This is a genomic window from Paenibacillus typhae, from assembly GCF_900099765.1.
In the GTDB taxonomy this organism is placed as follows: Bacteria; Bacillota; Bacilli; order Paenibacillales; family Paenibacillaceae; genus Paenibacillus_AQ; species Paenibacillus_AQ typhae.
In genome coordinates this window covers 166005-187947 of record NZ_FNDX01000002.1, presented here as the reverse complement: position 1 = coordinate 187947, position 21943 = coordinate 166005, and the positions used below count along the sequence as shown (strand labels likewise).

Here is a 21943-nt window from a genome sequence, read left to right as displayed (position 1 = left end):
TGAGCAGCCTAAAGAACAAGTAGGCTAGGTTTCGTTTTTGGTCACTCCGTTTAGACTCGGCACATAATCTTCCTGTTTATCCGGGTCTGTCATTTGCGGAATCTCCCTGATAGATGCGTGATTCTGCTGGTTGTGTTTGCTGTCGGCCTTGTTATTGGCGCGGCTGTATTTGGCATCGGCATTGTTTTTTGGCATAAATGTCACCTCCGTTTGCTAAAAGATAGTATGAGTCAGCCGCTGGCATTTTATGCCGGATCATCAAGACCATTGACAGGCGCTGCTATACTATTGTTAGTTAATTCATTTTTGCTGCCTGCTGCAGCACCCTTAGATCGGAGGAAACCTTACTTATGTCCCAAACTGCTTCAACTGGAATTGCCCCTTCCGGTAAGGGAGCTTCCAGGGGATTAATTCTGCTTCTGGCAACTACTTCTGGCCTTGCTGTAGCTAATCTGTATTACAATCAGCCGCTGCTTGCGGAGATCGGCCGCACGTTTGGCGCATCGTCCAATGCGGTAGGCTATGTCTCCATGTTCACGCAGATTGGTTATGCACTGGGCATGCTGCTGTTTGTACCGCTCGGAGACATCCGGGAACGGCGGACGCTGATTTCGCTGCTGCTGATAGCAGTGGCTCTCTCGCTGGTTGGCTTTGCTGTTTCGCCGTCCCTGCTGTGGATGTATATTGCCAGCTTTGCTGTCGGCATTACGACCGTGGTTCCGCAGATTATCGTACCGTTCTCGGCACAGCTTGCCCGGCCGGAAGAACGCGGCAAGGTCATCGGAACGGTCATGAGCGGGCTGCTGTTCGGCATTCTGCTTGCCCGCACCGTCTCCGGCATTGTTGGCGATTTCTTCGGCTGGCGGGCAATGTATTGGATTGCCGCTGCTTTAATGCTCCTGCTGTCGGTGATTCTGTACCGTCTGCTTCCGCTGACCAAACCGGAAACTTCCGCCTCCTATAAGGAGCTGCTTGGTTCTATGGTCCAGCTAGTCCGGAATTACTCCACCCTGCGTGAAGCCTCACTGATCGGTGCCTGCATGTTCGGCTCTTTCAGTGTGTTCTGGACTTCTCTCGCTTTTTATCTGGAGGGGCCGCCATACCATTACAGCAGTGCAATCGCCGGCTTGTTTGGACTGATCGGTGTAGCTGGCGCGGCAGGGGCACCGGTAGTCGGACGCTTGGCAGACAAGGTTGCGCCTAAACGGATCATCGGTTTGCTGATTCTGCTGACCCTGCTGTCCTTCGGGCTGTTCGGCTTATCCGGCCTGACCATCTGGAGCCTGGTTGCCGGAGTCATCGTGCTTGATCTTGGTGTTCAGGGAACGCAGGTCAGCAACCAGGCCCGGATTTACGCGCTGGAACCGGCTGCACGTAGCAGGATTAATACCGTGTTTATGGTCAGCACCTTTGCCGGCGGCGCGCTTGGTTCCACGCTGGGCAGCTATGCCTGGCAGCACTGGGGCTGGAGCGGTGTCTGCTGGATTGGCGGCGGCCTGGTAACTGCAGCACTGGCCATATGGGCTGTGCACCGGATTATATACAGAGGAGCAGGGCTTGCGTAGGTTGATTGACAACTGCGTGATGTTCTGCTTTTTTTGCCCATAGCAGAATGGATCAATGGATAGTGAAATTCTGAAATCCCCTGATCCGGCCCGCAACAGCAAATGTCCAAACCCGTTCCGGCAGGCTGCATACATTATAAGGAGATATCTACGAAATACAGGACAGGAGGCGTAGCCCAGTGTCTGTTAGACAGCATACTCTTGCACCGAATACGGCGTTCGCCACGCCCTATTATGTGATAAACAGCCATAGGAGCGGTCCGGTCTTCATGATTGTATCCGGTATTCACGGCAATGAGCCTGCCAGCATCGCTGCAGCCCAAGCGCTGGCAGGAAAATTTCAGCGCAGTGAGCTGACACTGGGCCGGGGGAAGCTGATCATTGTACCGCTGGTGAACCAGCGGGCATACCGCAGGAAGAGCAGGGGGGTGCCGGATTTGAACCGCACTTTTCCGCATACTGCCAAATACCGCGCCGGACATCCGCTTTCTGACGCCCTTTTTGCACTGGCCAAACGCCACCGTCCGGTCTGGTATCTTGATCTGCATGAGGCGAACGGATTGTCACAGCATAATCCCCGGCGTGTCGGCCAGACCCTGATGGTCAGCCGTGGCACAAGAGCGGCTTCGGCAGCGAGGCGGATTATAAGCATAATGAACCGTTCCGTCAGCGTTCCCTCCTACCGCTTCAATATCAAGCACCGTGAACGTGCCGGCACCTCGCGTATGGCTGTCCAGCAGCTGCTGGGGGCCAAAGCGGTTACGGTGGAAACCTGCTGGAGTCTCGATTTTGCACTGCGCGTGAAATACCAGCAGAGGATTGTCCGCCATTTTCTGAAGGCAGCAGGTATGATGAATTGACATGTAAATGCTGAGTACGCATTGTTTGCGAGCTCAGCTTTTTCTTTAAGGACGGCAAAGCCGTTTCTCTTGGAGAACTGTGTAGTCAAAGCCGTCCATCACGGCAACCAGGAGAAGGTGCTGGAGGATCTCAACAAAGCCCTTGATAACTATATCCGTTAAGCGACAGGCCGGAAGAGCTGATCTTCCGGTTTTTTCTTGCGGATAACCTTCCATGAGGTGGAATGCCCAATGTCATAGAAGGACTGTCCCGGAATATGATATTTTCAAGGCAAATTTCATGCCAAGGAGGCAGACTCTATTGATTACTCCGGATAATCTTGAGACGTATTATGTGAGAATAGGCAGGCTGAAGCAGCGTTATCTGCCGGAACGGTTTGAACAGGAACTGCCGGTGTTCGGCTCCCATACGGAGGCAGCAGACTGGTTCCGCTCGTTATTCAGCGGAGATTTTATTTTTGTCGAGGTTATGGAGGCGGCAGGCGCGCAGCAATATTACCAATATGACATTATACATGACCGGGAAATCTGGGAACGCAGACAGAGAGATCTTAAGGAAAAGGGGACAGCAAGCGGGCCGGGGATGCTTCTGTGCGCCCAGCGTGTGGATATTTACGAGGACGGCTCGGTGCATCTGGCAGTATAAGCCGAATAAGATAAAAGCGGCCGTCCGGACGATTGATCTGTCCGGGCGGCCGCTTTGATTACCGGGGCATTAAGTCAGTGTCAGTACGATACGACGTACGGCTCATGAATCACAGCTCAGATTTTGAACCGGGCGGACAATTCCTGCAGCTCCTCAGCCATTACACTCAGTGATTTGACGGCGCCTTCGACGTCCTTCATGGTTGCCGTCTGCTGCTCGGAGGCAGCTGCAACGTTCTGTGTCTTGTTGAAGGAGGAATCCGCGATCTCTTCGGTTACGATCAGGGAGGCGCTGACCTCCTCGGAGCTGGCCGAGATCTGCTGGGCGGCGGCAGAGACATCCTCCAGCTGCAGGTTCACCTCCTGGATGAAGCTGACAATCTGTTCAAAGGTCTCTTTCGCTTCATGCATGCCGGCAAGACCAAGACGGATCTCGCTGCCCTCCTTGTCCATCATGGAGGCGGCCTCCTCGGTCAGCGTCTGGACTTCCGAGAGGATGGAAGCGATCTGCTCGGAAGACTGGTTGGACTGCTCGGCAAGCTTGCGGACCTCCTGGGCCACGACCGCAAAGCCCCGTCCGTGCTCACCAGCGCGTGCAGCCTCAATCGAAGCATTAAGAGCCAGCAGATTGGTCTGTTGGGCAATCCCTCTGATCAGGTCTACAATAGCGCCGATCTCCTGCGAGTCATTATGCAGCTTGCGGATGACCGCTGCTGATGCCTGGGAGGTGGAGAGTATCGTATCCAGCTGACGGCTGACTGTAGTGATCTTCGCGCCGCCGTGTACCGCCTGCTCGGTTGTGTAGCTGGTTACGCCGGAGATATCAGTCACCGACTCGGCAACCTTCTGGATGCCGGTGGATACCTCATCCATGGCCCGGCTGCATTCCCGGGAGCTGCTGAGCTGGGTAGCGGACCCGTCCGCTACTGCCTGAATCTCTTCGGCAATGTGGCTGCTGGCCTCAGCAGTCTGGATGGAGCTGGCCAGCAGCTCTTCAGAGCTTACCGACAGCATCTGGGAGTGCTCGCCGATCTTGGAGATAATGCCCCGCAGACCGGCAATCATCTCATTAAACCCTGCAGTCAGCACACCGATTTCATCCTTCGAGCTGTAGCTGCCTTTAACGGAGAGATCGCCGTTCTGGGCGTCATGCATCAGCGACTTCAGATTATTCAGCGGCCGGGTTATCATGCGGGAGAGCAGGAGACTTACGGTACCGCACACAAGCAGCGAAGCTGCCAGCAACAGAATCAAGTCCAGCATGCTGCTTGAGGCGTCTTTTTTATTGCTGCTATTCAGCTCGGCGGCCGCATTCTGGTTCAGCTCTTTGATGGATTCAAGTATATTCATAATTTCAGTGCGGACCGGTGTCAGCTCGTTTTCAAAAAGAGTATAAGCTTCAGCCGGCTGGTTGGCTTCGAGTCTGCCGAGCATCAGATCGCGGGCTTCGTTGCTTACCGGAATCAGCTCCTTAAACGAAGCGTACAGCTGCTTCACATCCTCCGGCATCCCGATCGACTCGATTTCTTTCTGGGCGGCAATGTTACCCGTGATGATCGCAGCGATAGAGTCATTGATTTCCTTTTGCCGTGCAGCTGTCTGGTTGGAAGGGATCATCAGCTGCAGCTGCAGCGTATTGATCTGGGCGTTGCCCATGATAATCCCGCTGATCAGCTCGTTGGGAACCATGTATTGATGGTACATCTGCTTGGCGTTTGCATTAATCTTGCTAAGGTAATGGTACCCTGTGAAGCCGACGAGCATCATGAACACAATGGATAGCCCGACTAACCCCGTAATTTTTACCGAAACCTTTTGATTGACCAAAAACCTCATCACGACAACAACTCTCTCTCATCTCTAGATGTAATAAATATTAAAATCCATGTTATTAATATCGTAAAAAACAGCTCCAATCTAAAGAGCAGGAATTACTTTTTGTACCAGCTTCCCGGGCAACGGTATGTATGAGCAGCAAGTTATCTGCATAAAGACAAGGATGGGGTTTTATTGCAAAATAGCGTGGAAATGCCTATCTTTCCCGTAGAATTACCTCTTATTGCCAGCCTGGCCGGGTCTCTATAATGGGGGTGTATACCAACATATTTTAGCTAAGGAGGATTATCATGCGTAACAAGTATGCCATCTGGTCACTTGTAGCGGCGATGCTGGTTTCGACCCTGTATCTGGCTGCCGGTTCCTTCGGAGTCGTAGCTGCCGCCGGTGGACAGAATCTGACCCCGGGTAAAACAGTCACCGCAAGCGGCCAATCCCAGACGTACTCACCTGACAATGTAAAAGACAGCAATCCGGGCACCTACTGGGAAAGTACGAACAGCTCATTTCCGCAATGGATTCAAGTTGATCTCGGGACAAGCACCAGCATTGACCAGGTCGTGCTGAAGCTGCCGCCTGCCTGGGAGACGCGCACCCAGACCTTGTCTGTTCAAGGCAGTCCGGACGGAGCTTCATTCAGCACCCTTGCCGGCAGCGCCGCTTATGTATTCAACCCTGCATCAGGCAACGCAGTGACCGTTGACTTCAGCGCTTCCAGCACCCGCTACGTCCGGATCACTGTGACGGCCAACACCGGCTGGCCGGCCGCACAGTTCTCGGAGGTTGAAATTTATGGCGCGGCCGGTGCAACGCCGACACCTGCACCGACAGCTACACCGGCCGCCGGTACGTATCAGGCTGAATCCGCAGTACTCTCCGGCGGTGCAAAGGTGAATACCGATCACACCGGGTTTTCGGGTACAGGCTTTGTTGACGGCTACTGGACGCAAGGGGCGGCCACTACCTTTACGGTTAACGTGCCGGCTGCCGGTACACGCAATGTCACTCTACGGTATGGTAACGGGAATACCTCGGCACAGACCTTGAGCCTCTATGTGAATGGGGTCAAAATCCGCCAGACCTCGCTGCCGAACCTCTCCGGATGGGATACATGGGGGACAAAAACCGAGGCGCTGAATTTGAATGCCGGGAACAACACGGTCGCCTACAAATATGATGCCGGTGACAGCGCCAACGTGAATCTTGATCAGATCACAGTGGCGGACACCGTTACAGCTACACCTACTCCAGTTGTGACTCCAACCGTTACACCAGCTCCTACGGCGGCGCCCACACCTACGGTTGCACCTACACCTGTGCCAACCCAGTCCATAGCGCCTTCACCAACCGCAACCCCTGCAGCAACCGCTCCGCCGGGCAGCAATATCGCAATCGGCAAAACGATCACAGCCTCCTCTGTAACCCAGAACTTTACAGCAGCAAATGCTAACGACAATAACACCGCAACGTATTGGGAAGGCGGCAGCAGCCCGAGTAATCTGACTCTGGATTTCGGGGCCAATCAAAATATTACCTCTATTGTCCTGAAGCTGAACCCGGCCGCTGAATGGGGAACACGGGCCCAGACCATTCAGGTGCTCGGACATAATCAGACTACGACCACCTTCAGTAACCTGGTCTCTACCCAGAGCTATACCTTTAACCCGGCTACCGGCAACACCGTTACTATTCCTGTAACAGCAACGGTCAAGCGCCTGCAGCTGAATATCACAGCCAACAGCGGTGCACCGGCAGGACAGATAGCTGAATTTCAGGTATTCGGCTCACCGGCTGCCAATCCCGACCTGACCATTACCGGTATGTCCTGGACACCGGCAGCTCCGGATGAAGCTGCTGCAATTACGCTGAATGCCACCGTAAAAAATAACGGCAATTCAGCATCTGCTGCAACCACGGTTAACTTTTACCTCAATAATGAGCTTGCCGGTTCCGCTGCCGTCGGTGCGCTTGCCGCCGGTGCATCCTCTACAGTATCGGTTAACGCCGGAACACGCGCTGCAGCCAGCTACACTTTAAGCGCAAAAGTGGATGAAAGTAACCTGGTCATTGAGCAGAATGAAACGAATAACAGCTACAGTCATAGTTCTGCACTTGCCGTCAATCCCATTTCCAGCTCTGACCTAACCGGAACCGTCTCATGGAGCCCGGGTACACCGGCAGCGGGCAGCAGTGTATCCTTTACGGTCAATCTCCGTAACCAGGGCATCATCGCCTCAGCCGGCGGAACCCATCCGGTAACAGTGGTGCTTAAAAATGCCGCCGGTGCCACTGTACAGAGCTTTAATGGCACTTATAACGGCGTGATCGCCGCAGGGCAGGCCGTTCAAGTGTCCGTTCCGGGAACATGGACAGCCGTGAACGGCAATTATACAGTAACGGCTACAGTAGCGGCAGATGGAAATGAAGCCGCTTCCAAGCAGAATAACAATACCAGCACCTCAAATCTGGTAGTCTACGCCCTGCGCGGAGCAAGCATGCCATACAGCAAATACGACACAGAGGATGCAGTGAGAGGCGGGGCAGCGGTAATCAGAACAGCCCCGACCTTCGACCAGTCTCTTACTGCATCGGAAGCTTCCGGGCAGAAGTACATTGCCCTTCCGTCGAACGGCTCTTATGCCGAATGGACCGTAAGATCCGGGCAGGGCGGAGCAGGGGTAACGATGCGCTTTACGATGCCAGATTCCCCGGACGGCATGGGACTTAACGGTTCACTGGATGTCTATGTCAACGGCAGCAAGGTCAAGACGGTTGCCCTAACCTCTTATTACAGTTGGCAGTATTTCTCCGGTGATATGCCGTCAGACGCACCAGGCGGCGGACGTCCGCTGTTCCGCTTCGATGAAGTACACTGGAAGCTGGATACGGCACTCAAGGCCGGAGACACCATCCGCATCCAGAAAAATAACGGAGATGCCTATGAATACGGCGTGGACTTTCTGGAGATTGAACCGGTTCCTGCAGCCATTGCCCGTCCTGCAAATTCGGTAGCCGTTACAGACCACGGCGCAGTGGCCAATGACGGCCAGGATGATCTGCCCGCCTTCAAAGCAGCCGTTACGGCAGCAGTCGCTGCGGGCAAAACGCTGTATATCCCGGAAGGAACCTTTAACTTAGGCAGCATGTGGGAGATCGGCTCGGTCAGCAGCAAGATCAACAACATCACCATAACCGGCGCCGGCTTCTGGCATACCAATATGCAGTTCACCAATCCGAATGCAGCCGGGGGAGGTATCTCCCTGCGTGTCACCGGAAAGCTTGATTTCAGCAATGTCTACATGAATTCCAACCTGCGTTCACGTTATGGCCAGAATGCCATCTATAAAGGCTTTATGGACAATTTCGGCACCAACTCGGTGATTCATGATGTGTGGGTGGAGCATTTTGAATGTGGAATGTGGGTTGGGGATTATGCGCATACCCCGGCAATCTATGCAACCGGACTGGTTGTTGAGAACAGCCGGATCCGCAACAATCTCGCAGACGGCATCAACTTTTCCCAGGGCACCAGCTATTCTACCGTGCGCAACAGCAGCATCCGCAATAACGGGGATGACGGGCTCGCCGTCTGGACCAGCAACACTAACGGGGCCCCGGCCGGAGTAAATAATACGTTCTCGTACAATACGATTGAAAATAACTGGCGGGCAGCAGCGATTGCTTTCTTCGGAGGAAGCGGACATAAGGCGGATCATAACTACATTATTGATACAGTAGGCGGCTCAGGCATCCGGATGAATACCGTGTTCCCTGGCTACCATTTCCAGAATAATACCGGCATTGTGTTCTCGGATACAACGATCATTAACAGCGGTACCAGCCAGGATCTTTACAACGGGGAAAGGGGGGCCATCGACCTGGAAGCCTCCAATGATGCCGTCAAAAATGTCACCTTTACCAATATTGATATCATCAATACCCAGCGTGATGCGATCCAGTTCGGCTATGGCGGCGGATTCGAAAACATAGTATTTAACAACATTAATATTAATGGTACAGGTCTCGACGGAATTACAACCTCACGCTTCTCGGGACCGCATAAAGGTGCTGCCATTTATACCTATACAGGCAATGGATCGGCAACCTTCAACAATCTCGTCACAAGCAATATTGCTTATCCGAATCTCAACTACATCCAGTCCGGTTTTAATTTGACCATTAACAATTGATAGTGCCTGCCGGCAGGGAGGAGGGGGTCTTCAGACCCTCTCTTTTTTGAGAATAAAATTAAAGTAATTAATTATTAATGGAGTAAATTGAACTAGAATATCAGGCAGAAAGCGTTATTTAAGCGAAAAATCAGGAAACCGGTTTCTGATTGTCTAATCAGTAGTAATAAGGAGTATTAACCAGATAAAGTTCCGGATATTAGCTCGAAAGATCCATTGACCGCGCTCAGCTGTCGATACTATAATCAGAATCAGGAAAAATTCATTGGAGCAGAAGCGGCGGATACCGCTTTATTTCATCTCATTTATGCAAGCGCATACAATGGAGCTTTTCCGCTCAATCCATGGGGGTGATGGATGGTTTATGTTTAGCACAGGCAATGATGGCCAATAGCCGGAAGTTCTTTTATTACCTTTTTTGCAAACGTTTGCGCATTAAAGATGTTGGCTTCAATATCAAACATTCGATCAGGAGGTTGTCTATTTGGTAAGAAATAAAACGAGGCGTTTTCTATCCTGGCTGGTTATTTTTGCGATATGCTTCAGCTTGTTCGGTGCGTCAGGCGGTGCGTCCGCCAGCAATACCAATTATACCGTTACTTACACTAACAGCACGGCAACGGCTGTAACCCTCCACTGGACAACAAATAACTGGTCTAGCGTTACAGACACCGCAATGTTGAGGAACGGAACGACCTTCACGGCCAATTTGGCAGTCGCTGAAGGAGCAACCTTGACGTACTGCTATCACATCACCGCTCCAACCGACAGCTGGGACAATAACGGCGGCAAAAACTGGACCGTAACCATTCCCTCTGCCGGCAGATATGAAGCGGAGAATGCAGCATTAACAGGCGGGGCAAAAGTAAACACCAATCATACCGGCTACTCGGGAGCAGGCTTTGTGGACGGGTACACGGCCAGCGGCGCAGCTACAGCTTTTACAGTGCAGGCTTCAGCTGCAGGCGCATACAACGCAACTCTGCGTTATGCGAACGCGACTGGCAGTGCCAAGACGGTATCTGTCTATGTGAACGGGACCAAAGTCAAGCAAACTACACTTGCAAGTCTAAGCAGTTGGGACACCTGGGGCGAACAGACCGAATCACTCAGCCTGCAGGCGGGCAGCAACACCATCACCTACAAATACGATTCAACTGACAGCGGTAATATCAATATCGATTATTTAACGGTTCTGCCCGGAACAACACCAACACCAACGGCAACTCCGGTGCCGACAGTCCAGCCAACAGCAATTCCATCTGCTACTCCTTCACCTACTCCAGTAGTTACGCCATCACCAACTCCAGTACCAACCGCAACACCAACACCATCACCAACGAATACACCTACAGCAACTCCAACAGCCAGCGTAACCCCATCACCAACAGCAACGGCAGCCGGCATTACGGTCCATGTGAAAAAGCCGTCAGGCTGGAATTCGGCAATGCGTATCCATTACTGGAACCTGGGTCCGTCCACAGTACCGGTCAGCGGAGCCTGGCCAGGCATTCTGATGAAATCCGACGGTAATGACTGGTACAGCTACACCATTCCCGGTGCGGCAAGCACCAGCCTGATTTTTAACGACAGCAACGGCAAACAGACAGGCGATTTAACCCGCAATGTAAAAGAGAGCTGGTACTACACAGACAACGTCTGGTATACCGCTAATCCCGAGGCGCTGAAGACACCGGTCATCACAGTCTCGCCGGCTCCAAAAACCTACGATGCGGCACAAACGGTTGCACTATCTAGCAGCAATACCGGTGATAAAATTTACTATACAACTAACGGCTCTACACCTACGATAGCCTCAGCCTTGTATACGGCTCCAATCCAGGTATCGTCCTCGATGACGATCAAAGCGTTTGGCGTGAACGCGGACGGCGTTGCAGGAAGTGTGTCCTCTTTTGCCTATGTGATTGACCTGAATGCCGATCTGCAGCCACCGGCCATTACGCCGAATCTGCCGGTAGGGCAGTCGGCTACAGCGGTAAATGTCTCTTTTAACATTAAAGACAACAAAGCTGCAGCAGTAACCGCCTATTATACGGATGACGGAACAGAGCCTACTACCAGCTCAAAGCTGTACCTCACAGGTAATGCGCTTGCCGGGCTGACCGGGCCGCAGATTCTGATCTCCAAAACAACGACTCTGAAATTACTGGTGATTGACGCCGCCGGTAACCGGACGACCCAAAGCTTTGTCTACAGCATCGGCAGCAAAGGGGATTTCCGTGAAGACTCCATATACTTTGTGATTACCTCCCGCTTCTATGACGGCGATACCAGCAACAATGCCCATGCCTGGGATGATGCCAAGGCCGGCAACCCGGATTCCGACCCTGCCTGGAGAGGGGATTTCAAGGGACTGATCCAAAAGCTGGATTACATCAAAGCGCTCGGCTTTAGCGCCATCTGGATTACACCTGTTGTTCAGAATGCCAGCGGTTACGATTACCACGGCTATCACGCGATTAATTTTGCCAAAGTCGATCCGAGATACGAGTCCGCAGGCGCCTCCTACCAGGATCTGATCAACGCCGCCCATGCCAAGGGCATCAAGGTCATTCAGGATATCGTCGTCAATCATACCGGCAACTTCGGCGAGGAGAACCTGTTCCCGATGTTCAAAAAGGATGCGACCAAACCGGATACCATCGCGAATCTGCTCAAAATAACCAACAAGCTGCCTGCCAACTACGACTCCATGACCCCGGATCAGCAGTATCAGGCCAGACTGGCCCTGATGAAGACTGCCGAGACCAATGACAATATCTATCACACGGAAAAAAGCCTTTCCTGGGAGTCATATACTGTCCAGACCGGGCAGATCGCCGGGGATTGTGTGGACCTCAACACCGAGAATCCGGTGGTCAACCAGTATCTGATCGACAGCTACAACCAGTATATCGATATGGGCGTTGACGCTTTCCGGGTGGATACGGTGAAGCATGTCAGCCGGTATATTTTTAACAAATACTTTGTTCCGGCGTGGAAGGAAAGAGGCGGCTCGGGCTTCTTCATCTTCGGTGAGGTCGCTACCCGCTACAGAGATGTCTGGAACAGCGGCATTCCGGCGATTTCGACGCCGTTCTATACCTGGAAGTCGGCAAAGTCCTACCCCGGCGATGGTCAAAATGACTACGCTTCCAACAAGCTGTCCGTTGAACAGGAATGGGCGGATAACGCCACAACTGCGGGCCAGCCGACGTCAAATAATGCTTTTCTGATCGGCAACAATTATCATACTCCGGACTACTCCATGAAATCGGGCATGGACGTCATCGACTTCCCGATGCACTGGGCGTTCAAAACAGCGCAGGAAGCGTTCAGTATGCGCAGCGGAGACCAGTTCTACAATGATGCTACCTGGAACGTGACTTACGTGGATTCCCATGACTACGCACCAGACCAGGCGCCGGAAAACCAGCGTTTTGCCGGAACTCAGGATACCTGGGCGGAGAACCTGGCATTGATGTTTACCTTCCGCGGCATCCCGGCCATCTATTACGGCTCGGAAATCGAGTTCCAGAAGGGTAAAGCGATTGACGTTGGCCCGAATGCGCCGCTTAGCACAACAGGACGCGCTTATTTCGGCGATAATATTGAAGGCAGCGTCACCGTACAGGATTTTGGAAGATATACGAACGCTACGGGTACTCTCGCTGAATCACTGAACCATCCGCTGGCCAAGCACATCCGGCAGCTCAATCTGATCAGAAGAGCCGTACCTGCGCTGCAAAAGGGCCAATACTCCACAGAGAACGTCAGTGGTAATCTGGCCTTTAAAAGAAGATATACCGACGCCTCTAAAGGCATCGACAGCTTTGCACTGGTCACCATCTCCGGCAACGCTACCTTCACAGGCATTCCTAATGGCACCTATGTGGATGCTGTGACGGGAGACATCAAAAGTGTAACGAATGGCACCATCACACTGAACTGCTCCGGCAAAGGCAATGCCAGAGTCTACGTGCTGAACGGCAGCGGCGGGATCGGTGAGAGCGGCACCTATTTAAAGTAGAAGCGGTTATCAAATAAAGGAACATATAGCACCCCTTGCCATAGTGCAAGGGGTTTTATATCATTGAACAAAAGTGTATCAATAGAATCTGGAAGAATTACAGAGAACTAGGAGGTTTAACATGGAAAGAAGGAATGAGGTTCTATTTGAGCAGCTGTCTGCGTACCGCAGTGAGCTTATCGGAGCGGTAGCAGACCTTTCGGATGACGAGGGAGAAAAGGTTCCGGCCGGGTTTAACAACAATATCCGCTGGAATCTGGGACATCTGTATACTGATCAGTTTCTATGGCTGCAGGCCCTTACCCGGGAGCAGCAGCCCATTCCGCCAGGCTATATGAAATGGTTCGGGTATGGGACGGGACCGGCCGATTTTTCGGAGCAAACGCCGTCTATAGCTGAGCTTAAGACCCGGCTCACACAGCAACCGCTGGTTATCCGCCAGACGTACGGTGAGCGGATGGAGGAAGAATTTCCTCCAACTGAAATGGGGATGTATACAGTCAGCCAGGTGCTGATCAGAACCATATATCATGAAGGGCTGCATCTTGGTGCCATCCTGGCAATAAAGCGGAATTTGCGGTTACGCTAGAGCTCTTCGGCCAAGCTGCTGCTGTAGCCTGTCCGCAATACATATTTCATTGAACATATTGCGCGCATCCGCATAGAGTATGGGGTCAGCCGTATCCGGCTGTCTTTTTTCATCAATCAAGAAGGTGTTGTGTTAAAATAGATAAGCGCAATTATCAAGCACGAAAAGAGTGAAATTATGCGGATTGGTTTTTTTGACTCCGGAATCGGCGGAATTACGGTGCTGCACCAGGCCTTGAAGCTTCTGCCGAATGAAGATTACCTGTTCTATGCGGATACGAAGAATGTGCCATACGGAGAGAAAACGAAAGAAGAAGTGAAACAATATATTTTTCAGGCTGTGCAGTTTATTGCGGAGCAGCAGGTAAAAGCCGTTGTCATTGCCTGTAATACAGCTACCAGTGTCGCTATCGAGGAGCTGCGTGAACGTTATGATTTTCCGATCCTCGGGATTGAACCGGCGGTGAAGCCGGCTGTGCAGAAATGGGAGATTCACCGCAAAAAGGTGCTCGTCCTGGCCACTAACCTCACCCTGAAGGAAGAAAAGTTCAATAATCTGGTCAAGCGCCTTGACCACCGGGATATCGTCGACAGTCTGGCACTCCCGGGTCTGGTTACGTTCGCCGAGCAGCATGAGTTTAATGATGAACTGGTCAAAAGCTATCTGGAACAGGAGCTATCACGCTTTGATCCGTCCCAGTACGGAACGGTAGTGCTTGGCTGTACCCATTTTCCTTACTTTACTAACGTTATCAAAGAGATTTTCCCGGAAGGGACGGACTTTATCTCAGGCAGTATAGGTACAGCGAACAATCTGAAACGGATCCTGGACTGTGATCATCTGCTGGAGAGCGGAAGCGGTGATATCGCCTTCTATAATTCGGGAATCAGAGTGGAAGATACAGCTACGCTGGAACGTTACAGGCAGCTGCTGCGGATGCTGGATGGGTTGTAATACAGGCAAAATGAATTGAGCAATCTGCCTATTCCTGCTATACTTTTTGCATGTGAATGGGATTGGGGGTTATACTGATGGCACTTATTAATTGCTCATTGGCTAGGCTGTCCTCATGCAGAGCCTAATCAGGGGCGATACTTTGCGTGGGGTGCGATAGAATAAGGAATTCATTCGCCCAAACTGGATTTTATCGTTTCTAATAATAGGCTTTGCACCGGTATGAATGCATCTATCATATCTAAGGGGCGAAAACCTATGAATACACCATTTATTAGAAACCATCAATTGAATGTGATTAAGAAACAAACGGATTTCCTGCAGAATACGCTGCGTACGGTCGCTGACCGGAGAGTGCTGGAGACGGTAAGGTACACAGCAGCTGCAACGGCTGTCAATGCCTTTAGTGAACTGACTGCGGAGCAGCGGCAGATGCTGGAGCAGATCTCTTCTTTCGAGTCGGGTTATGATTTTCAGCGATTCCTGGACAGTCTGGAGCCGCTGATGGTTCCTTATCCGGACATTACGCTGAAGCAAATCCAGAAGCTTTTTCCCAAGACCAAGAAGCTGAGGGTACCGGATCTGAACTCGATTGATTTCAGATACTTGACCTATCTGAGCTGGGTGGACATTGCGGCCAATAAGCTGTTTATTGTCTATCCGCATCAGGGGCAGTTTATCGGGATTGAGGGAAGGCTTATCCCAACGAATAAGAAGGGCTACTGCCTGTTCTGCAACCGGCATCAGGAGCTTGCTTTCCTCTCGGTGTCAACCAAGCCTGTGCATGCTTCACAGGATAACATTGCTTCTGTGGGCCAATATGTCTGCATGGACAATCATGCCTGCAATCACAGCATCACCAGTACGGAGGCATTGGAGAAATTCATCCTGTCTGTACGGAAATCCTGATCATATTAAAAGACGGCTGCCCTTAGCGGGCAACCGTCTTTTTGCATAACGGACTATACGAATGTGCAGCTTAAGGGTAATTATTTCTGGAACGCCTGATATCCTATGAATGATTGACCAAAGGAGCGATAAACAATGATCGTAACATTAACTGTGAATCCAGCTGTTGATGCAAGTACAGGAATTGATAAGGTAGTCCCTGAACATAAAATGAAATGCAGGGAGGCCACTTATAAGCCTGGCGGTGGAGGAGTCAATGTTGCCAGGGCAGTCCACAGGCTTGGCGGTAAGTCGCTGGCAGTATATGCTTCAGGCGGATTGCACGGACAGCTGATCGGCAGCCTGCTGGATCAGGAGGGTGTGGCCTGGCAGGCGGTACCGATTACAGGGCAGACCCGTGAGAATCTGATTGTGCTGGAGGAATCGAGCGGGAAGCAGTTCCGTTTTGATATGCCTGGCCCGTCCTTTAACGAAAGGGACTGGGAAGCATGTCTGCAGGCACTCAAACAGCTTGAAGCAGCGCCGGATATCATTGTAGCCAGCGGAAGTCTTCCGCCCGGGTGCCCGAATGATTTTTACGGCCGGGTGGCGGAGATTGCCAAAGCGCGGCAAGCTCGGATCATTGTCGATACATCGGGAGAAGCGCTCCAGCTGGCTGCTGATGCCGGTGTTTATCTGCTGAAGCCCAATCTGCGGGAGCTTGAAGAGCTTAGCGGAAGGACAATCGGCAACCTCAAGGAGGCTGAAGAGGCTGCATTGAGCCTGATTGATGAAGGGCGTACGGAGGTGGTGGTGGTCTCGCTGGGAAGTGAAGGAGCTCTGCTGGTGACAAAAGAAGGTTCAGAGCACATCCAGTCACCAAAGGTGAAGGTGGCCAGCGTTGTCGGAGCCGGGGACAGCCTTGTAGGCGGGCTTGTGTACAGCTTATCCCAAGGACATCCGCTCAGGGAAGCGGTAAGATATGGAGTCGCTTCCGGTGCGGCGGCGGTGATGAATCCGGAGCGTGAACTCTGCAGGCGGGAGGATACGGAACGTTTATATGCAGAAATGGAATGACACTATAGGAGATGTACATGCAGAAAAGTCCGGATTCCGGGCTTTTCTTTTTTTACCTGCAAAAGCTGCTGCCAATACAGCAATCTTGCAAATGTACAGTAACAATTCAGTGTCCTTCATGCTATCTTGGGCTTGCGGAATCTGAGTAGAACAACCAAAAGGGGGAAAGCGCTCAATACACTGAATCTGTTGCCATTGATGAATTTGTCCTTACAAAACAAATCTACTTGGGAGGCGGATTAATTGAAAAAGCGAAAGCACTATAAGCTCAGCCTCATTTTGCTGGCCCTGCTTACTCTGATGCCTGCGGGAGCGGGAAATGCGGCACCTGTACTGGAAGTGGTTCCTTTTCCGATGGATTCCAGCAATCAGGCCGGGTGGTGGTCACCGCTTGCTACTTACGGGCTAGGTTTTGAGTACGCTTACATGGCTTATAATGCGCCGGGGTCCATTCCAGGTAAACACACAGTTGCTATTGCAAGACGGGATAATGACGGGAATTGGAGCAAACTGCCGCTTATGGATGGCACTACACCTGCAGAGTACATCGACGATTTAGGTCATAATCAGCCTTCCATGGCCAGAGACGGCAGCGGCCGGTTTCATGTGTTCGCGTCCATGCACAGCAATACCTGGCGATATTACCGCTCGGATACAGTAGGCGGCATTCCGCAGAATCATTCAGATGAGCTGCCTCAGGGCATGACGGTAACCTATCCGGTGCTGACAACAGCTCCCAACGGGGATTTGTATTTGCTGGTACGAGCAGATAAAGATCCGGCAGGCAAAAGAGAGGCCGTGCTGTTCCGCTGGAATAACGCTGATTCGGTATGGACTCAGGTCAAAGTCATTGCGGCTCACCTTAACCGGTCTGTCTATCCGGATGATCTTGTTTTTGATGCCAACGGGGATCTGCATATTATATTCGAGTGGGCGTATTTTGCAGCCAGTCCGTTGCGTCATCAGCTGTCGTATTTAAAATATAGTCCCGCTACAAACGAGTTCACCAAAGCAGACGGAACACCGGTTGCAACACCGGTAAGCCTGACAACAGCGGATATTGTACAGCCTATGGCTCCTGGAGAAGCTTATGTTCAGAGCGGCAGCGATCCCGGCGGTCCGGGTGTGCAAAGCGCCAAACTGACGGTTGATTCAGCAGGCAGTCCGGTTATCGCGTACCGGTACCGTGAGGAAGGGAGCACGAGCTTTTCAGTCAAGCAGGCTACCTATGGTCCTGGAGGATGGAACCTGCAGACCGTCTATAACGCAGCTCCAACTACAGCGGCAATTGATGTGACCTGGACGGGAAATACAGCAAGAATCTATTATGTAAAAAGCAGCGGGGCTGACCGTGCCTTCATGGCCGTCAACACAGGCGGTACCTGGACAGAAACCTCGCTTGCGCCGGGCATTCCGATTGAGCGGCTGGCGGTGGACCGCAGTCCTAAGGGCGTAGATATTTTGTATCTGGTGGATGTGACGAATCTGAAGCTTTATTATGGGCGGAATAACTAAGGAAGTGCAACGGATGGAAATGGATGACGCCAGATAACTGAACGGATGAGCAGGGTGAGGCGAGTGAATTAACACTGCTCATATGATGAAGAGGCAGCCGATGCACATAACCACTGGCTGCCTTTAAATTTTATATGAATCAGAACGGGATAGGATGTAGTGGAAAACATATTTATCCATACAAAATGGGAGATTTTGCGGATGATATAAATTAATATAGTCATATTTATCCATGTTAATGAGGGTTTAGTACAAAGCTAAGCTGGATTGGACTCCGAAGTCTAGAATATAGTCGCAATCCCATTAGTTGGATATACTGATGATTGAAGAACCGTAATTAGCTTTTTAAAAGGAGTGCTGCTGATAGTGAATTTTGAATTTGACAGTGAAATTAAGATGCTGGAAGGTAAAATGAAATGGAAAGTGATTTATTTCCCATATTCGGTTCAGGAATTATTCAACACCAGCGGTAAGGTACCCGTACAAATCTCAGTGGATGGTCACGAGTTCGAACATACCTTGCTGCCGTCAAAAAACGGGCATTATTTAGTTTACAATGAATTTATCCGCAGAGAAGTGCGTAAAGAGTTGGGTGACCAGCTTCATGTCATTTTAACCAAATGTGAGGAAAAGCGTGGAGTAACCGTACCAGATAACATATTACAGACCCTGGAGGATCACCAGCTTCTGGACCAGTTCCTGGGTCAGCCTGATTACATCAAGCGGGAACAGCTTAATCACATCGAATTGGCCAAAAAGGATGAGACGAAAAACAACCGGATTCTGGCCCTAATGAAGAAGCTTAAAGGGAAATGAAAAATCTATCAAGGATAAATATGGTAAAAATGTGCAAATTGATATTGATAAGTCAATTCAAGATGAGCGGTTAGTTAAACTGGTAATTTGAATGTAGTTTTGTAAATAAGAATTAAATTTCAGGATAAGTAAAAGTATTCGTAACAGCATAAAACACAAAAAATGAATAACAACAATCAAACAATTAAAGAAAATAAAATCAAAACAAAGAAGAAAGAAATAGAGCACTAAAATTACATAATATTCAGTTAACTGAATATTCGGATTCGGTCACAAAATAGCTTGAATCAGCCTAGTACGGATTGTTTAGTTATTACTTCCTCACAAAACCCGTATTTTGTACATATGTATTTAGGTTAGATTCATGGCTCTCAACCACATCTGTTGTCGGCTGTCGGAGGACAAGAACATAGTCCCTTGTAGGACAAGAACTTGGTCCCATTGCCGATTAATCCCCTATTTTGGCCACAAAAAAACAACTCACTCGAGTTGTTTTAATAATCATGCTTCTTTATATATGAACTAACGTAATTAATCAGTTCATAATTTTTTGGATATTCGATGGATATCCGTGCCGGTACGTAGGATTTCATTTTTGAAATAGCTCTCTTTTTTCTTAAGCTATGATTCGGGCATTGATGTTCAACGATTTTTGTGTCGATTGTATTCTCATAATACATCATAAGGTTTATTCTTTTAGCACTCATAACATTAACCTCTTGATATTTAAATGCAATTTTGAAGTTAGCTTTTGTGTCCATGAGTATCTTATCCCAGTTGGTATTTTTCTTATCATTAACTAAAATATCTTCTGAATATTTTAGACACTCGTAAAAAAATATTAGACTAAATCGATAGGTCCATTGTTCTTGGATCCACTCCAATGTATCCTTATTTATCTTTTCCCCATTATTCTTTAGGACATATTCTTCCAATAATAATTTTATGTCATCAGTTATTGCACTTGTAAGCAGCTCATAACCAAATCGTCCTCCACTTCGGGCCACATCATTTTTTCGAATATCTGAACGATAAAAACGTTCAGTTTTTAAAAGGGTTTTACGCCAGTTGACATAGGCATAAGCGTATGGACAAATATCAGGGAAGTCTTCCCCATCATTTTTTAGTAACTGCCAAAATTGTTTTATGCAATTAGAGTGTTTCCATAATACGTTCTTTCTTATGTGTCGATCAACTGTCTGGAAGGTATCAACATTATTATAGTAAAGCTCTTTATTAAATTGAGTTGAATAATAGAAATCATCAATAGATATTTTATTATTTTCTTTTGTGAAAGATTTTTTAGCTATATAAGGATGAAAAACAGATAGTATATTTAGATTCCCAAATTCAGGTAGAATCAAAATTCTTCCGTCCTCCTGATTGGTGTTTGATAAAGATAACCAATGTAATGTTGCAGAATCCACTATCTTAAATTTTTTGTCCCAATTTTCCCAGAGTGTACTAGAAAAATCAGCGAATTTAAAGCCGCATTTACAGGAAAAAGCGTTTCCGAAAAATCTGTTGGAAAATAAAAACGGTATATTTTTATTACACCGTGCACAGGTATCTTCTAATTTTACATTGTGAAAAGGACAATGTTCCAAGAGTTTAAACTGATGTAACCAACTATGATGTCCGTAAGATATGCATTGGTTACACCAGCGTAAGTGTTTCGAAAACCAGGATGTATTTGGGAATCTATTACTGTGTAGAGGTTTAGTTAGTGATTGTATTGATTGTTGAGTAAACTTAACTAAATTCAGTCCGAAAATCACTTCTAAAATCGACTCGTCAAAACTTCTAAGAGAAAACAGATCAATTTTTCGATCCCCTTTTTTAGGGTTGATTTTATTCCTCTCAATACTATTACCGGAAAGTTTAAAGATATCGTCTCTACTTACGCGATTTGCGAATGACAATTTCTCGAATATAGACCATGGAGTCTCGTATTCATGAACCCATTCATTCCTCCAGATTGCTTGCATTCACAACTCCCCCATTCAAATTAAACAAGGGCCATGTAGATTTCTGACTCTACATATCCCGACATTTCAATTGCTTCCCTCCACTGTGCTTTGTTAATCCAGTAGTGTTGATCTCCATGTACGCCATACTTTTTTAAAGCATTCTCAATTGTGAACGAGAAATATTCCATGGGTATTTCCAACGTTGCAGAAACCCCATGTTCCTTTCGTAAATCTGCGAATAGCTCAAATAACATTTTTGCTTCGTTCTCTAATCGTTCCTTCTTTTTATAACCTTCTGGAAAGAAATATTGACTGAAGCTCCACCCGCTCCCTTCTGGATAACAAGAGACTTCTGGAGAATCGTAACCACCTAGAATCAGCTGCATATCTTCCCAGGTTCTAATTCCATGAAAGTCATGTTCATGTGTCATAAATCGACCAATAATTTGAGATCTTTTTTGCTCCAGAAAAAAAGTTCGTCTTGCAAGGAGTTCTTCTTGTCCAACAGAAATAACAGTCATTGAGATTTTTTTCTGAACAAGCGCATTGTAGATATCCATCAGCCAATTGTAATGAGCCTCTGTGAGCCGGTGTGCTTCGTCAATGATGAGTACTAAACGCCGTAGTTTTGATTTTTCCGCTTTTTCAAGCATAAAGTTTACAATCTGTCTTCGTAATTCCGGTGGATTTCGTTTTGATGTAAAAGGAAACTTAAAGTCACTAAGGAGATCTGAATAGAACTTCTCCTCACTTGGTACACGGTAAGAATTACAATTGGCTAAGAGAATAGGCAAGGGTGCGCCAAAATTTGTAGGTAAATGTTCAATAGCAAAACGTAAAGCCCATGTCTTCCCTATTCTCGGCCTGCCATATACAATCATTCCTGGGAGACGATTATTCACGATTCTCATCATACTGCCCATTAGGCGTAAAACTTCTTTTGTCGGAATGATGTAGTCACCTGTTTCAATTGGATGTGTTCCTATCTGTACATGAGGTATTTCCATA

15 protein-coding genes are annotated in these 21943 nt (G+C 49.2%); 11 read left to right on the top strand and 4 right to left on the bottom strand.

The window, feature by feature from the left end; genetic code table 11:
- Positions 1-24: 24 nt before the first annotated feature.
- On the bottom strand, positions 25-195 hold the full coding sequence (locus tag BLR64_RS30180; RefSeq protein WP_167360579.1) for a hypothetical protein: 171 nt from the start codon (positions 193-195) through the stop codon (positions 25-27).
- A 155-nt stretch (positions 196-350) separates the two neighbouring features.
- Here BLR64_RS30180 and BLR64_RS02475 point away from each other — a divergent pair, with 155 nt between their 5' ends.
- The 3 genes from BLR64_RS02475 (at position 351) to BLR64_RS02460 (ending at position 3071) form a co-directional block, all read left to right on the top strand.
- Entirely contained in the window at positions 351-1565 is a 1215-nt protein-coding gene (locus BLR64_RS02475; RefSeq protein WP_090711879.1) for an MFS transporter, read from the top strand.
- A 179-nt stretch (positions 1566-1744) separates the two neighbouring features.
- Positions 1745-2425: a M14 family metallopeptidase gene (locus BLR64_RS02470; protein WP_090711877.1), complete on the top strand. Its 681-nt coding sequence runs from the start codon at positions 1745-1747 to the stop codon at positions 2423-2425.
- A gap of 301 nt (positions 2426-2726) precedes the next feature.
- The gene (locus tag BLR64_RS02460; RefSeq protein WP_090711875.1) at positions 2727-3071 is read left to right on the top strand and encodes a hypothetical protein; all 345 of its coding nucleotides are present in this window, start codon (positions 2727-2729) and stop codon (positions 3069-3071) included.
- 116 nt (positions 3072-3187) lie between these two features.
- Here BLR64_RS02460 and BLR64_RS02455 read toward each other — a convergent pair whose 3' ends face one another.
- Entirely contained in the window at positions 3188-4906 is a 1719-nt protein-coding gene (locus tag BLR64_RS02455; protein ID WP_090711873.1) for a methyl-accepting chemotaxis protein, read from the bottom strand.
- Positions 4907-5196: 290 nt separating this feature from the next.
- Here BLR64_RS02455 and BLR64_RS02450 point away from each other — a divergent pair, with 290 nt between their 5' ends.
- The 8 genes from BLR64_RS02450 (at position 5197) to BLR64_RS02415 (ending at position 18965) form a co-directional block, all read left to right on the top strand.
- On the top strand, positions 5197-9096 hold the full coding sequence (locus tag BLR64_RS02450; protein ID WP_090711872.1) for a discoidin domain-containing protein: 3900 nt from the start codon (positions 5197-5199) through the stop codon (positions 9094-9096).
- Positions 9097-9580: 484 nt separating this feature from the next.
- A complete protein-coding gene (locus BLR64_RS02445) occupies positions 9581-13126 on the top strand; it encodes an alpha-amylase family glycosyl hydrolase (RefSeq protein ID WP_090711870.1) in 3546 nt (1181 codons plus the stop codon).
- A 121-nt stretch (positions 13127-13247) separates the two neighbouring features.
- On the top strand, positions 13248-13715 hold the full coding sequence (locus BLR64_RS02440) for a DinB family protein (RefSeq protein ID WP_090711868.1): 468 nt from the start codon (positions 13248-13250) through the stop codon (positions 13713-13715).
- Between the two features lie 177 nt (positions 13716-13892).
- On the top strand, positions 13893-14669 hold the full coding sequence (gene murI, locus BLR64_RS02435; RefSeq protein WP_090711866.1) for a glutamate racemase: 777 nt from the start codon (positions 13893-13895) through the stop codon (positions 14667-14669).
- 258 nt (positions 14670-14927) lie between these two features.
- Entirely contained in the window at positions 14928-15578 is a 651-nt protein-coding gene (locus BLR64_RS02430; protein WP_090711864.1) for a FusB/FusC family EF-G-binding protein, read from the top strand.
- Positions 15579-15713: 135 nt separating this feature from the next.
- Positions 15714-16634: a 1-phosphofructokinase family hexose kinase gene (locus tag BLR64_RS02425; RefSeq protein WP_090711862.1), complete on the top strand. Its 921-nt coding sequence runs from the start codon at positions 15714-15716 to the stop codon at positions 16632-16634.
- 243 nt (positions 16635-16877) lie between these two features.
- On the top strand, positions 16878-18149 hold the full coding sequence (locus tag BLR64_RS02420) for a BNR-4 repeat-containing protein (RefSeq protein ID WP_208607118.1): 1272 nt from the start codon (positions 16878-16880) through the stop codon (positions 18147-18149).
- A 366-nt stretch (positions 18150-18515) separates the two neighbouring features.
- Positions 18516-18965, top strand: a complete 450-nt coding sequence (locus BLR64_RS02415; RefSeq protein WP_090711860.1) for a YdeI/OmpD-associated family protein — start codon at positions 18516-18518, stop codon at positions 18963-18965.
- Positions 18966-19459: 494 nt separating this feature from the next.
- Here the strand turns inward: BLR64_RS02415 and BLR64_RS02410 are convergent, their stop codons facing one another.
- The gene (locus tag BLR64_RS02410; RefSeq protein ID WP_090711858.1) at positions 19460-20953 is read right to left on the bottom strand and encodes a TniQ family protein; all 1494 of its coding nucleotides are present in this window, start codon (positions 20951-20953) and stop codon (positions 19460-19462) included.
- Between the two features lie 20 nt (positions 20954-20973).
- The gene (locus tag BLR64_RS02405) at positions 20974-21942 is read right to left on the bottom strand and encodes an ATP-binding protein (protein ID WP_054940748.1); all 969 of its coding nucleotides are present in this window, start codon (positions 21940-21942) and stop codon (positions 20974-20976) included.
- Position 21943: the final 1 nt, after the last annotated feature.

Excerpts from the sequence above, each read along its gene's own strand:
- BLR64_RS30180 (WP_167360579.1), bottom strand. The coding sequence starts at position 195 with ATGCCAAAAAACAATGCCGATGCCAAATACAGCCGCGCCAATAACAAG.
- BLR64_RS02475 (WP_090711879.1), top strand. The coding sequence starts at position 351 with ATGTCCCAAACTGCTTCAACTGGAATTGCCCCTTCCGGTAAGGGAGCT.
- BLR64_RS02455 (WP_090711873.1), bottom strand. The coding sequence starts at position 4,906 with ATGAGGTTTTTGGTCAATCAAAAGGTTTCGGTAAAAATTACGGGGTTA.
- BLR64_RS02450 (WP_090711872.1), top strand. The coding sequence starts at position 5,197 with ATGCGTAACAAGTATGCCATCTGGTCACTTGTAGCGGCGATGCTGGTT.
- BLR64_RS02440 (WP_090711868.1), top strand. The coding sequence starts at position 13,248 with ATGGAAAGAAGGAATGAGGTTCTATTTGAGCAGCTGTCTGCGTACCGC.
- murI (WP_090711866.1), top strand. The coding sequence starts at position 13,893 with ATGCGGATTGGTTTTTTTGACTCCGGAATCGGCGGAATTACGGTGCTG.
- BLR64_RS02430 (WP_090711864.1), top strand. The coding sequence starts at position 14,928 with ATGAATACACCATTTATTAGAAACCATCAATTGAATGTGATTAAGAAA.
- BLR64_RS02425 (WP_090711862.1), top strand. The coding sequence starts at position 15,714 with ATGATCGTAACATTAACTGTGAATCCAGCTGTTGATGCAAGTACAGGA.
- BLR64_RS02410 (WP_090711858.1), bottom strand. The coding sequence starts at position 20,953 with ATGCAAGCAATCTGGAGGAATGAATGGGTTCATGAATACGAGACTCCA.
- BLR64_RS02405 (WP_054940748.1), bottom strand. The coding sequence starts at position 21,942 with ATGGAAATACCTCATGTACAGATAGGAACACATCCAATTGAAACAGGT.